We start from the raw sequence: 12,909 nt of genomic DNA, 5'->3' as shown, positions 1-12,909 counted from the left end.
GGATTAGTCTATGAGTATAGGGATGTTACAGAATTACTCCCAGGAAACTTTGGGAGCTAAGATCTGTATTGATAAAAGTTGGCCTTTATTTCTGTGTGCCTTGGATTCTATACCAAATAAAAAATTTTGTAACACTATCGATTATGGCGCTGCAGATGGTGGAACTTCTATGGAATTATGGGGGCGATTATTTAAAAAACTCGGTGATAAACCGATATACCATATCGCTAATGATTTACCATCCAGTGATCTGTTAACACTCGCTGATAATCTAAACGAATTAAGAGCTAAGTTTGAAAATCTAGTGGTCTTTATACAACCCAGTAGCTTTTATAATCATGTGGCACCCCAGGCTTCACTCAATATTGCTCTGGCGGCTACCACAATGCACTGGCTATCTAAAATGCCTGACACTTTTTTAGAACACATACACGCAAACAAGGTGAGTGGCTTTCGGCGCGAACCCTTCAGAGCGCAGTCCGTGAATGATTTTGATTCACTGCTTGAGGCGAGAGCCTGGGAGTTTGAGGTGGGTGGTCAATTTGTTCTTGTGGATTTGGCTCAGGATGAAAGCGGCCATTTGCTGGGTAATAACGCAAAAGATAAAGATATGTTTGACACGCTGTATGATATTTGGTTGCAGCTGTATGAAGCTGGGGAAATATCGAAAAGTGCCTTTGAAGGTGCAGTATTTCAAAATTATTATCGTACAGATGAAGATATTTGGCAGGTTCTTAATATGCCTCATCATAAGAAAAACTGGATCGTGCATGAAGTGTCAATACAAATGACACCATGTCCATATCGCAGTCAGTTTGATTTGGATGGAAATGCTTCAGCCTTTTCCGAGGGGCTGATGAAAACTATACGGAGTTGGAGTGAGCGAACATTCCATACATCAATTGTTGAGTATGGAGGGAGTTCTACTGCGATTGCAAAGTTATATGATGAGTTGCAGGAACGTATTTTCAATAGTCCCAATCAATATAGTATGGATTATGTTCATCACTATATTCGCTTGGAGCGTCGCTGATATGGTGGATCTATCATGAGTGTAGATTTACTTTCGATTGAAATGTCATGTGGAACACTCCATTTCGCTTGCGCTAAAAGAAGTTCGCTGCCAGCGAATGGCGGCCTGAGAGTATTAGAGTATCAGAAGGATGAATATGCTGCTGATGAAGCCTGTCAGTTAGCAGAGCGAATGCAGGTTAAGCACCAAACCTATCATACAGGATTTAGGGGTGGAAAAATTGTTGCAAATGTCAATAGCATATCGCAAGCATCCTTTGATGAAATTATTAACATAGCAGCATCAGAGCTCAATAAAAGAAAAGGAGATATGTTCACTGGTGCAGACCTTAACTTTGGAGATACACAAGTGATGCGTCTAGCTGCGAAAACCCAATATGTGTTAGCCGCATTAGGTTCAAAGGTGCATTATGCAGAAGCTACGGCGTCAGGTGCTTTAGGTGCGATTGCAGCGGGAAAGTCCGCACTCAATATCCCCAGGGCAAGAGTTCTAGTGCATGGTGCAGGTGCTGTTGGGAGCAGAATCGTTAAAAGGTTGGTAAAAATGGGAGAGCTGGTATCTGTCTATGACCATATCTTGGAGCGAGGGAGTATTTCAGGTGCCGTCAATTCTGAAAATATAGAAAATTGGATTTCACAGGACTGGGATATTGTTGTTCTCGCATCAGCCTCTCGGATAATTGATGTTGCTTTGGCTAGGAATCTAAAGGCTAGAGTATTGGTTTGTGTGGCTAACTTACCTTTTGTATCTGGAGCTCAACAAATATTGGAAGAAAAAGGCACGATAGTATTTGATGAAGGACTTTCTAGTGCCGGTGCAGTGATGGCTGATTCTATTGAGTTTTACAACCCAGAGGTTTGGCGGTCTGTGAATCCACGGCAAGTCTATCATTTTATATTTAGTAAAATTTCTGAAGCCTGCTTTAAAAAATTGGAATCCGGTTACCCCCATCTTAATTATTTAGGAAGACAGTTTGTTGGCTACGGTTAGAGCGTTAAGATGACAAGCTACTATGATGTGATAATCATTGGTGCGGGTATGGCAGGGCTTAGTTCGGCTTATGCGCTACGTAAATCTGTGGATTCCATTCTAGTTTGTGACCAATTCCAGATTGGAAATACTTTTGGTAGTAGCTCCGGTAGTACGAGAATGTTCAGAGCGATGTACTCCAATCCATATTACTGCCAAGCTGCAAAATATTCTAATGTACTTTGGGAGTCTCAGGAAAAACATTATGGTAAAAAACTTAGAGTATCCCATGGCTTGTTATTTTACGGTGAAGACTGGGGAGAGGAAACCATTGAAGGGAGTATCTGTGCAGCTAAACATGTCATGCAGAGGCAATCAATACCTTTTGAAGAGTTGACTGCAAAGGAAATTAGTGCGCGCTGGCCACTGCGCACCAAGCCCGGCTGGCAAGGGCTATTTGAGCCAGCAGCAGGCGCTGTGTTATCCGGCGAGTCCTTAAATTTTTGGAAAAATGAAGTGATTCGTTGCGGCCATAAAATTAGATTAGGAACCAAAGTGGTTTCGGTCTCTGATGGTACTGATGTAAATGTCCTACTTGAGGATGGTACTAAAGCTTCATCCAAGCGTTGTATTATAGCAGCAGGCCCTTGGTCTAGGAATTTTCTTGAACTGTTGGGGTATCAGGTACAGCTTCAGATTTGGCCAATGTTATGGGCGTACTATACGATTGAAAGAGATCGTATGGATACCTATCCACAGTGGTTCTGTTTTCAGGAAAAAGCAAAGAATGATCCTGATCAAGGGCTTTACTATGGGTTTCCTTATATGGGGAATACGAAGAACGGCATAGGCTTGATCAAAATAGGTATTGATTGGACACCAGATAAGTTAAAAAGGTCAGATTACATTCCCACTCCGAATATGACGATTCCTACAGAGCTACTGCAAATTCTAGATGATTTTGTATTTTCCTATATAGAAGGTGTTAGGTCCCGCTCAGAAGTACACTTATGTCCTTATACAATGAGTGCAGACGCAGGGTTTGTATTAGACCGCTTGAGCAAAAATATTTTTATCTTTAGCCATGGTTCAGGTCAAGCCTTTAAGTTTGCCCCAGTGATTGGGGAGAATTTAAAGCGTCTAGTATTGGATGAGAAACCTTTGTTTGATTTGTCACCCTGGTCTGTAAAAAGAGCCGCTTTGCAAGTTTGAAGTGTTAAGGGCTATGAGAATCAATTAAGATAGGTACTAAATGTTCGCGTAAATGTTTTTATTTTTAAGTCAAAAATAATTGCCGATTAAGTTTTTGATTGGTTGGTTATGTGCCCATAATTTTTTTATTGAAATCCAAGACCATTTGTGGTCTGTCAGTAAATACTCCATCCACACCCTGTGAGGCAAGTAGTGCTAAGTCGTCAGGGTTATTTACAGTGAAAATATAGTTTTTTAACCCTCGATATTTGGCATCGTTAAGTAAATCTTTGTGGAGGAAGTCCAAGGCAGTATGTAGTGAATAAGCTTTCAAAGGGGCTGTACATGCGGCTAGATCGAGGGGAACCCCAACTATTATTACACCGCGGCGAACTTCTGGTATTAGGCGTAGGCATTCATATAATTGTAATTGATCAAATGAAGATACTATATATTGATCAAAAGTAGCTCCCCTATCTGTAACAAATATACGAATCTCTTGTGCCAATAGTGTCGCACAATTAGGGCCTTTGAGTTCTATGTTTAATTGAGCCTTGTCACCTATTAAGTCTAAGACTTCTTGTAGCGTTGGAATCTTACTGCCACAGGGTAAAGGCATAGCTCTAAGAGTTTCTGGTTGCATGTCTGTAATCTTTGTATTCCCAGGTTGCAAACGACCTAGGCGCCTATCATGAGTAACAAGAAGTTGACCGCCAATATTCCATATATCAATTTCTACTCCTCCAACCTTCAAATCCAGTGCTTCGCCAATTGCCTGTAGTGTGTTTTCACTAAACAAGCCTTGGTAACCTCGGTGAGCAAAGCAGAAGAGGGTGCCTAACGCCATTTTCAGAAAGTCCAAGTAGTTGATATAAATAAATGATTTATAAGGTGTATTCTAGAAGATTGTGTTGTTATTAATACTAATCGATAGTGGTTTGTAAGTGTTAATAGGTGGTTCTCTCAAATAGTAATGTGTTTCCTTAACTAATTTGGCTGAGTCTTAATAGGTCACTGTTATGGGTTGAATTATGAATCCTTGTGGGGCTAACCATTTAACAGTGGCGTGAAATATTGTGATACAATTATCTTTATGGCATAAATAATAAGTGGCTAAATTTAACTCTATCTTAAAGATAGTGTATTTGATAGGTTTTATGGCTTGGGCGTGTTATTCGCTTCTATGATTTATAGGTTTGGTGTTTTAAATGTGGAATTATAATGTCACGAATATTGATTGCAGGTGGCGCCGGCTTCTTAGGGGCTCATCTATGTGAAAAATTATTGGGAGAGGGGCATGATGTCTACTGCGCTGATAATTTACACACGGGGGTAAAGCACAATATAAAACATCTGTTATCGAATTCATGTTTCAATTTTATTCAGCATGATGTAACAAACGCATTATATGTTGATGTCGATGAAATTTATAATCTGGCTTGCCCAGCTTCGCCAATTCATTACCAGGTTGATCCAGTACAGACGCTAAAGGTTAATATTAATGGCGCAATCAACATGCTTGACCTTTCAAAGCGAGTTAACGCCAAAATACTCCAGGCTTCATCGAGCGAAGTTTATGGAGACCCTGAAGTGCATCCTCAGTCTGAGCAGTACTGGGGAAAGGTAGATCCGGTTTGTATGCGTTCATGTTATATTGAAGGGAAACGGTGTGTTGAAACTCTGTTTTTTAGTTACTTCCGTCAGTATGGATTGAAAATTAAAGTAGCTAGGATTTTCAATACATACGGACCAAGAATGCACCCAAATGATGGGCGTGTAATAAGTAACTTCATCGTTCAGGCGCTTAAGGGTGATGATATAACCATATATGGTACGGGCCAACAAACACGAAGCTTTTGCTACGTTGATGACTTAGTTGAAGGATTGATTCGCTTGATGGGGGCTCCAGCAAACATAACGGGACCCATCAATCTGGGAAATCCATCTGAGATTACTATTCGTCAGCTGGCTCAGCGTATACTTTCATTAACGGGGTCATCTTCAAAATTGATCTACCTACCATTACCAAGAGATGATCCTCGTCAGCGTAAACCAGTTATTGATCAGGCAAAATCTTTACTTAATTGGGAACCCAAAGTAAAGCTAAACGATGGACTTAAACAAACCATTATTTACTTTGAGAAGCTGCTTTGTATAAGAGGGAGCTCTGGGTTATTGAAAAATTAATTTCAAAGCCTTAAACATTGAAGTTGGCAATATTGATTGATAGATTAATACACATTAACTTCCTATCTGTTCATTCTGTTGAAAATAAAATGCTTTAGCATTTTGCCAAAGAACTTGGTTGGCTCCCGTTTCATCCAGAGTATTTTTAATTAATGTGACATCCTCATCTCGAAAAGGGCGCGGTGCTCTAGTAGACGGTAAATCTGAACCGAACATAAGGCAGCTAGGGTTAGCCTGATAAAGATCCTTAATGGCGTTAGATGGATTGAAGTCCAGGCGCCCAAATCCTGTTGCTTTCACTCGTACACCTTTTTCGGCAAGAGATAGCAGCAACTTGAGCCCAGATTGACTCAACCCCAGGTGATCAATAGACACGCTGGGTAGGGTTAGTAAGGTGCTTTCTAGAGGGGCCAAGTTGGCTGAATCTACATAGAGTTCTACATGCCAATTGGCCAGTTCATAGACTCTTTGTGCGAAATCCCTGATAGTTGCTGCAGAGGTTGAACCCCCACGCTTTAGATTGAATCTTACAGCACGGACGCCATGTTCATTGAGCGTCAATATCTTTTCATCACTGGTATCTGGCGGAAGCTGGATTACTCCTACAAAATTCTTCCCTAGGTTTTTTAGAGCATCCATTAGGTAGGTATGATCATTTCGCTGAAAAGACCCTGAAATAACTGCACCACCGAGAAGGTCGTAATTTTTTACCCGGTCCAAATAGTCGCTGGTGGTAAAGAAATCAGGCGTAAATCCTTGATTTGAAAAAATAGGAAAACCAGGGGTAATAATGTGAAAATGACTGTCGAAAATAGCAGTTCTATCTGTAGGCATAATAAATAACATCTAAAGACTTTGGATTGAGTGACTTTCTGAAAGTAATGCGCTCGCAAAAAATTAATACTAAAAGGGTCAGATAGGCCAAACTTTCTAGAACGATTTTTTAGTTCATGCTGTAAAAATAAGTGCCGGGAAGGATACCATGACAGAAACTAGGACTCCCCTGACAAAAACCCAATTTTGGGGTTTGGTAGCACTCAGTCTAGCGGTATTTCTTATTGCAAATGACTTCACAGCTTTCTCTGTAGCGATTCCTGCAATGGAGAAGGAGTTTAACTCTGATATCACTACGGCTCAGTGGGTAATAAACGGATATACCCTGGTTTTTGGCGTTCTAATCATCTCCGGAGGGCGCTTGGCCGATATGTTTGGGCGCCGACGTATCTTCTTTATTGGCACTGCAATCTTTGTCTTTTTTTCTCTTCTTGGTGGACTGGCTGTAGATATGTGGATGCTCCTAATATCTCGGGCACTAATGGGTATTGGAGGCGCAATGATGTGGCCGGCCATTCTGGGGATGATCTATGGATTAATGCCGGAGGATCGTTCAGGCTTGGCAGGTGGCCTAATTATGACAGTCTGCGGAGCATCCAATGCCATTGGGCCAATGTTGGGAGGAATACTAACTGATTTAGCTAGTTGGCGCTGGATCTTTTTTATTAACATCCCCATTGCGATTCTGGCTTGCCTAGTTTGTTGGAAGGTGATCGCCGATGACAGTCCGGATAAAGTTGATGAAAAAATAGATTATGCAGGAGTAACGACTCTGTCTATCTCTTTGTTTGGTTTGCTCGTTGCGCTGGATTTGGCGGTAGACTTTGGCTTTAAAAGCCCCTGGATAGTCTCTTTATTTGCAGTTTTCTTGATATTTTTGGGGCTTTTTATCATCGTAGAACGCAATGCTGGCAAGAATGCCTTAATCCCTGAAGATGTAGCCACAAATAATAAGTTCTTTGCGGCGGGCATGGCAACATTACTACTCTCTGTGGTCTTTTTTGCAGCATTACTCTATATCCCTCAGTTTCTTACCAAAGTTAGGGGTTACTCAGCAGCATTTTCTGGAATAGGGTTGTTACCAATGATGGCGGTATTTGGCATAGTTTCCTATATATCTGGCAGTTTGTATGAAAAGCTTGGAGCTAAAGTGATTGTTTCTGCCGGTACCATTTGCATGTGTATCGGAATGTTTATGCTTTCGCACATGACTGCCAATACCACCTATCCGGTGCTTATTCCCGGCTTGATGATTCTGGGTGCTGGGGTTGGACTCTTCTATTCCACAATAACGACTGCGGCGATAACGGTAGTCGATCCATCCCGATCAAGTCTAGCTGGAGCAATACTTTATATGTATCAAATAGCCGGTGGGGCATTAGGATTAGGAATGAATACCACCATCGTTGCTATGGCTCCAGATCTTCCCACAGGTATTGATAGAGCTTTTACAGTCAATGCCTACCTTGCCTTGGCAGGCTTTGTAGTGTGTGTTTTATTTGTAACAGGTAAAGATGTGAAAGTAGATTATGAAGAAGAGGGAATTTTGTGAAGCTCTTTAGAGAATATATAAGGTACTCTAACTTAAGTTATTAGGGAGGCCATAGATTCTCAGTGATCACTCTTCAATGATTGAAAACTATTTAATCAATAGAAACATCTTTGGTAAATAAAAAGCATGTAAAACCAGATCTAAATTAAGCCATTCAATGATGTTTAATAGTCTACAATCATCTAGGCACTTTTTAAGTGCCCAATAGAAAACAATTTTTCAGTCAAATCGATTGTGTTAATGCTGAGAATAATTTGCTGATGTTGAGAGAATGCCTATGAATTATACTTTTATACAAAGGTTATCTGCAGAATTGATTGGTACTTTCATTCTCGCTGCAGCGGTATTAACCTCACTAACCACAAGTAACCCTTTTCCCATAGCGACACCTATTGCTGCGGGGCTTGCATTGGGCTTATGCGTATATCTCCTTGGGGGTATTTCTGGCTGTCATATCAACCCAGCAATTTCTTTTTCCATGTTAATTTCCAAGAAGATTAGCTTTAGAGACTTTTTGGGTTATGTAATTGTTCAAGTTTGTGGAGGAGTTTTGGCGTTACTGATGGTAACCATGTATGTGCCATTGGGTCAGGAAGGTTGGCTGGTTTCTCATAAAGCCTCTGTTTTTAGCGGTATTGGTGAAGCATTGGGAACTGCTTTCTTTAGTTTTGGGGTTATGTCTACGACATATAATAAAGATATAAGTAAGGCCACCTCAGGGATTGTTGTGGGTGGCTCACTACTGCTAGGGTTGATTGTATCCCATAACGCTTCATACGGAATTTTAAACCCGGCTGTGGCTTTGGCAACAAAGGCCTGGAGCTGGGATTATTTATTCATGCCCTTTGTTGGTGGAACTGTAGGAGCATTGATTAGTTATTTACTATTTAGGCCCAGTAAACATACTTAGTAGCATTGTAGAATCACCCTTTTTAAGTATAAGTTTGATTTTTACTATAAATAGATTTCTTCCCTTGGAAGGATTCATAAAATTTCAAATGTGAGTCGTAAGAAAAGGTATCTAGCCTTGTTTTATAATCCTTTATCCAATTAACCAGCATATTTAGATTTGAATCTTGAGCTTCTTTAGAGTCATACTTATGCGGTTCCCATGGCCTAGACTTGGCATTGTGTATACATTGCTCAATGTTAAGATCCATAAATATGATTTCAGTGGCTTGGTCAGCCAGAATTTCTAATAAATCTGTATAACACCCCTCTACCACCCAGTTTTCATGTTTCTCAAGAAAGTCAATGACCTTCAATTGAGATTCATCTAGAGGCATTCTTTGAGGGGGAGAGGTTGGCAGCCATGCCAAAGTGTCTAAATCTAAATGTGCAAGTCCTAACTTCTGGGAAAGATGCTTTGCTAGAGTGGATTTTCCTGAGGCTGAATTGCCAAATATTAACACCTTGCTCAATGATGTATCCTATAAAATAGTTGAAGAGAATTAGTTAATAACTCTTCCTGTTGATTTTAAGAGCAGAAATAGTAGCAAAGAACGATCTATGTTCCTGGCTTGTCTCGATACTAAGGTTGACCAATATTACTATTTCTGCGCTTTGAATAGATATTTTCTTGTGATGTAAAATAGCCGATAGTTATATTCTACCCCATAATAACTTTCGCCATATTCAGATGCGGGTGCTGTGGATTATACTTAATTCCGTTGTTCGGTGAAAAACCGTAATGCTCTGCCAGCGCTGTTACAAGCACATAAGTATAGAAGTCGCCTATGGATGTATCGCCACTGAATTTGCCAGCAGCATCTAAGAGTTTTTGCTTGTTTTCTGATAATTCTAGACCGGTTTTATTAAAATTTTTAAGGTCTCGTATATCGCTATACATCCACGCGACAATAATTGTATTTCCTACTGCTGTTGGTGCAAAAAGACCAATGATATTTGAAGCAATAGACAGAAAATCACGACGGACAGCTCTATAGTGTTCGCTCCAACTGGTATCCACCGCCCCAAGATTTTGTTTTAGACTTTTAAGTGCAAGTATAGTGGCCACAATTCCATTGATCTTTGAGGGTATATCATGGATGGATGAGGCTAAAGAAGAAGTTGAAATGCCAAGGTTAATTTTTCTGTCTTTTTTGAGAGCATTATTTTTCTCAATTTTCTTGTCAATATTGTTTGTAAGGTGTGCTGTGGAGCAAAGTCTTTGATAATCTACAACCGTTAACAAAAAGCTGTTTTTCATCGAGTCAAGCTGTGAGATTTCACTAGCTGGCACTTTAGAAGTTAAGTATTCCCTGAGAAAGGAGTGAATAGCCAAAATACAACTAACTTCACTGTTAAGGTGATTCCAATATATCTGACCTTCTATAGAACGATCGCGGCCAGCAACGTAGTTGTTGCTGACATCTCTCTTGATAATTTTACCCCATACATCATAGCCAGTAGAGCAAAATTTAATCATTTGCTGGATTTTTAAGTCGGTGAAAATATCTGGAGTCATATGCAATCCCTTGATGAAATTAAATGTTCAGTATTTTCTCATTATTATTAGTTCTTCAAGCGTAAGAAAATTACTTAACCAAAAGGTATAGGAATAGCTAGACAGGTTGTGAGTAAAATTTGATATAAACCATATTTTGAAGAGGCTGTATACCAAATGCCTTTACCTATAGCTACTCGTTACAAACCGAGCGAATACTAGCATACTCACTTCTCAAGCAAATTACCTCTTGGCACACTGACTTTAAGGGCTCGATTACTGGCTTGAGATGAAAGAATCTGAAAAGAGCCAGCTATGAACACTTACACCTAATTGGCACCAATGTGCATACTGCAGCGGGACTTCAATATCTGTACTGACGTTTTAGTTAGTCTCTTTATGAGGCAATGATGAAGTGGAATGTACCAGATATGGAAAGTTTGGCACCTTATGAATCTTATCATATATCGGTCTGATACCAGTGCAGGGTGTGATTTGAACGATGTTTCATTGAGCTGCAGCACTGCAAGCGCAGCATTCTTTTCATAGCGATAGTACAAATAATACGATAAGTCTGAGCCTTTTGGATCTTTCAGGGTACGAAATGCTTTATTGGATTAATATCGGTTTAACCTACAGTTAACGGTTTAGTTAACTTAGTAAATCAAACCCAGAGCCCTGTCGATTGACCAATATGCACTAACTACTCCAACTGGATAAATAATGTACCCTGACTGTGCCAAGATATGTTTATAAAAAAATGAAACGCTCCACCTTGAAAAGGTCCACTTGATCAGGAAAATTGAAGCAATCAAGACTAAAACAAAGAGTATCTGTCCAAGCTCTACACCTATATTAAAGCTAAACAAAGCGATGATTTTCTGACTTTGTGGAAGACCTAATTCTGTTAATGCACTGGCAAACCCGAACCCATGTAACAACCCAAATCCACCAGCTACAATAGCAGGATAACGCCAGGTCAAAGTATTTTTATTACCCCGCTCAATGGCGTATACAATTTCTGCGGCTAGAAACATAATGCTTAATGGGATCAAAACTTCCACAACATCAATTCTAATGGAGAATAGATTTAAACTTGCGAGCCCCAATGTGAGGGAGTGTCCTAATGTAAATCCACTAATAGCGACTAAAATACTCTTAAGGCCTTGGGCAATAAATACTAAACATAATACAAAAAGCAAGTGATCATAGCCCTCTAGTATATGTAGAAATCCAGCTTCAATATACTGTTTAACGCACTCCCAAATGGTTAATTTGTAAGGTAAGTCTATTACTAAGATCTTTGGGCCATTAAAGATGTTGATTGTATCACCCTTAAGTTTTTCATATTGAATTAAGCTTGATAAGGCAGGGTTAGCAATTGGGTAAGAGATTTTTAATTTAAGGGTGTTCTCTGCTTCTTTAAAATCATGCCGGTGGGAGGCTTGACATAGATAGCTCTTAACATGACGCCCAGAAAAATCTAATGTAGTTGAGTGCCTTTGGCAAAAATTTCCTGTCAAACTTACTTCAGGCTCAGTACCTGGTTGCATAACTGGCGGTGTTTTCCAGCGAAGGATGTATCTGCTTTCCGAGATCTCTTTTAATTCAATGTAAAGCGGTCTTCCATCATGAGCAAAGCTTAGATTATTAAAGATTGTACCTAGTAACGAAATTATAATGGTTGTAATGGTCTTGTAGAGACTTCTATTTAGCATAGATTGTGTCCATAGGCACATAAGGTAAGGAGTTGTCCCACTCAACTCTATACTCAGCCAGCAATTCTTTAAATTTCATTTTTTTATTCACTTCCAATTTTTCTCGTCGATAATCCTCTAGAATTAAGGGGTAGGCCTCGCTAAGGCTGGGTAGGCGACTTTTTTTGTGATCGCTAACCAATATCAGGTGTAGACCATAAGGGGACTCAAGCGGGCCAGACCAGGTGTTTAGGGGCAGGCGGAAAACATTCTGCGCCAAAGTATTTCCGAGATGGCTAGCTACTAGTTGAGAAGTTCGTTCTACATAGTTTCGATGGAAAAGAAACCTATCCCCATAGAGGGAAGATTTTTCAAAAGGGATTGATTGTTTTAAAAGTTGATCCAAAGTCTGCTTGGCGGTCTCCTCTAAATTTTCTTTAGAGTAATGCCTCGCATCAAAGAAAACATGGGTGAAAGTAATTGATGCTTCGATGCGATACTTTTCTTGATTAAGTTGAAAGTAATTTTTCAAATCTTCATCAGTAATACTTATCTTACTAGAAAAGCCTCCAGTTACGTAGTCCAGCTTTTGAATAAGTCGTCTTCGTATAATTTGATCATGCTCCTGTAAACCTAGGTTGATCGCTTCTCGATAAAGTATTTCTTCCCTAATGTAATCATCAATCAAGTTGAATTTTTCAGTTTGAGTTAGGCTTTGCCAATAACGTCTAGCAAATGTTTGGTTGAATGTTTTTTTCTGAAATTGGAGGTGCTCAATTATCTTGTCTTCGTTTATAAGTAGGGTGTATTCTTGATTGAATCTATTATCTTTGTTTAGAAATTCTGCAGCGATGAATAGTATTAATGCGATAATGAAAAAGTGTAGCAGGGGTTCTTTTCTTAGTTCTTCAAACTTCCACTGCATTTAATGTCCTCCATTGATATTTATAGAGAGTTTCTATTCTTCATCAGAATGGATTAACGAAATTAACCATCAGGC

12 protein-coding genes are annotated in these 12,909 nt (G+C 39.7%); 6 read left to right on the top strand and 6 right to left on the bottom strand.

Annotation, left to right across the window (positions count from 1 at the left end):
* Positions 1-10 precede the first annotated feature (10 nt).
* From ACJJIT_RS11555 to ACJJIT_RS11545, 3 genes are read left to right on the top strand one after another with little or no spacing between them, the layout of a single operon-like run.
* A complete protein-coding gene (locus ACJJIT_RS11555) occupies positions 11-1,033 on the top strand; it encodes a hypothetical protein (protein ID WP_444890645.1) in 1,023 nt (340 codons plus the stop codon).
* Between the two features lie 15 nt (positions 1,034-1,048).
* The gene (locus ACJJIT_RS11550; RefSeq protein WP_444898482.1) at positions 1,049-2,023 is read left to right on the top strand and encodes an NAD(P)-dependent oxidoreductase; all 975 of its coding nucleotides are present in this window, start codon (positions 1,049-1,051) and stop codon (positions 2,021-2,023) included.
* A gap of 9 nt (positions 2,024-2,032) precedes the next feature.
* Entirely contained in the window at positions 2,033-3,214 is a 1,182-nt protein-coding gene (locus tag ACJJIT_RS11545) for an FAD-dependent oxidoreductase (RefSeq protein ID WP_444898481.1), read from the top strand.
* 106 nt (positions 3,215-3,320) lie between these two features.
* Here the strand turns inward: ACJJIT_RS11545 and ACJJIT_RS11540 are convergent, their stop codons facing one another.
* A complete protein-coding gene (locus ACJJIT_RS11540; RefSeq protein ID WP_444898480.1) occupies positions 3,321-4,040 on the bottom strand; it encodes a glycerophosphodiester phosphodiesterase in 720 nt (239 codons plus the stop codon).
* A gap of 374 nt (positions 4,041-4,414) precedes the next feature.
* On the opposite strand from ACJJIT_RS11540, the gene ACJJIT_RS11535 reads away from it, so the two are divergent.
* The gene (locus ACJJIT_RS11535) at positions 4,415-5,380 is read left to right on the top strand and encodes a UDP-glucuronic acid decarboxylase family protein (protein ID WP_444898479.1); all 966 of its coding nucleotides are present in this window, start codon (positions 4,415-4,417) and stop codon (positions 5,378-5,380) included.
* Positions 5,381-5,434: 54 nt separating this feature from the next.
* On the opposite strand, the gene ACJJIT_RS11530 is transcribed toward ACJJIT_RS11535, so the two are convergent.
* Complete coding sequence (locus ACJJIT_RS11530) at positions 5,435-6,226, bottom strand: amidohydrolase family protein (RefSeq protein WP_444898478.1); 792 nt, start codon at positions 6,224-6,226, stop codon at positions 5,435-5,437.
* A 136-nt stretch (positions 6,227-6,362) separates the two neighbouring features.
* On the opposite strand from ACJJIT_RS11530, the gene ACJJIT_RS11525 reads away from it, so the two are divergent.
* The gene (locus ACJJIT_RS11525; protein WP_444885300.1) at positions 6,363-7,766 is read left to right on the top strand and encodes an MFS transporter; all 1,404 of its coding nucleotides are present in this window, start codon (positions 6,363-6,365) and stop codon (positions 7,764-7,766) included.
* A 277-nt stretch (positions 7,767-8,043) separates the two neighbouring features.
* Entirely contained in the window at positions 8,044-8,676 is a 633-nt protein-coding gene (locus tag ACJJIT_RS11520) for an MIP/aquaporin family protein (protein WP_444898477.1), read from the top strand.
* Positions 8,677-8,698: 22 nt separating this feature from the next.
* Here the strand turns inward: ACJJIT_RS11520 and ACJJIT_RS11515 are convergent, their stop codons facing one another.
* The 4 genes from ACJJIT_RS11515 to ACJJIT_RS11500 form a co-directional block, all read right to left on the bottom strand.
* Positions 8,699-9,178, bottom strand: coding sequence for an AAA family ATPase (locus tag ACJJIT_RS11515; RefSeq protein ID WP_444900914.1), 480 nt, complete (start codon positions 9,176-9,178; stop codon positions 8,699-8,701).
* Between the two features lie 197 nt (positions 9,179-9,375).
* Positions 9,376-10,233: a hypothetical protein gene (locus ACJJIT_RS11510; RefSeq protein ID WP_444898476.1), complete on the bottom strand. Its 858-nt coding sequence runs from the start codon at positions 10,231-10,233 to the stop codon at positions 9,376-9,378.
* A gap of 635 nt (positions 10,234-10,868) precedes the next feature.
* Positions 10,869-11,930 (bottom strand): HupE/UreJ family protein, encoded by a 1,062-nt coding sequence (locus tag ACJJIT_RS11505; RefSeq protein ID WP_444898475.1) that lies wholly within the window; start codon positions 11,928-11,930, stop codon positions 10,869-10,871.
* On the bottom strand, positions 11,920-12,834 hold the full coding sequence (locus tag ACJJIT_RS11500; protein WP_444898474.1) for a peptidyl-prolyl cis-trans isomerase: 915 nt from the start codon (positions 12,832-12,834) through the stop codon (positions 11,920-11,922). Before ACJJIT_RS11500 ends, ACJJIT_RS11505 begins: the two co-directional genes overlap by 11 nt.
* Between the last annotated feature and the right edge of the window lie 75 nt (positions 12,835-12,909).

It is taken from the genome of Microbulbifer mixtoriginis (SeqCode) (genome assembly GCF_052467515.1).
This window is presented reverse-complemented; position numbering and strand designations above follow the sequence as displayed.

Coding starts and splice junctions, on each gene's coding strand:
- ACJJIT_RS11535 (WP_444898479.1), top strand. CDS start 4,415: ATGTCACGAATATTGATTGCAGGTGGCGCCGGCTTCTTAGGGGCTCAT.
- ACJJIT_RS11505 (WP_444898475.1), bottom strand. CDS start 11,930: ATGCTAAATAGAAGTCTCTACAAGACCATTACAACCATTATAATTTCG.
- ACJJIT_RS11510 (WP_444898476.1), bottom strand. CDS start 10,233: ATGACTCCAGATATTTTCACCGACTTAAAAATCCAGCAAATGATTAAA.
- ACJJIT_RS11530 (WP_444898478.1), bottom strand. CDS start 6,226: ATGTTATTTATTATGCCTACAGATAGAACTGCTATTTTCGACAGTCAT.
- ACJJIT_RS11545 (WP_444898481.1), top strand. CDS start 2,033: ATGACAAGCTACTATGATGTGATAATCATTGGTGCGGGTATGGCAGGG.
- ACJJIT_RS11550 (WP_444898482.1), top strand. CDS start 1,049: ATGAGTGTAGATTTACTTTCGATTGAAATGTCATGTGGAACACTCCAT.
- ACJJIT_RS11555 (WP_444890645.1), top strand. CDS start 11: ATGAGTATAGGGATGTTACAGAATTACTCCCAGGAAACTTTGGGAGCT.
- ACJJIT_RS11540 (WP_444898480.1), bottom strand. CDS start 4,040: ATGGCGTTAGGCACCCTCTTCTGCTTTGCTCACCGAGGTTACCAAGGC.
- ACJJIT_RS11500 (WP_444898474.1), bottom strand. CDS start 12,834: ATGCAGTGGAAGTTTGAAGAACTAAGAAAAGAACCCCTGCTACACTTT.
- ACJJIT_RS11525 (WP_444885300.1), top strand. CDS start 6,363: ATGACAGAAACTAGGACTCCCCTGACAAAAACCCAATTTTGGGGTTTG.
- ACJJIT_RS11520 (WP_444898477.1), top strand. CDS start 8,044: ATGAATTATACTTTTATACAAAGGTTATCTGCAGAATTGATTGGTACT.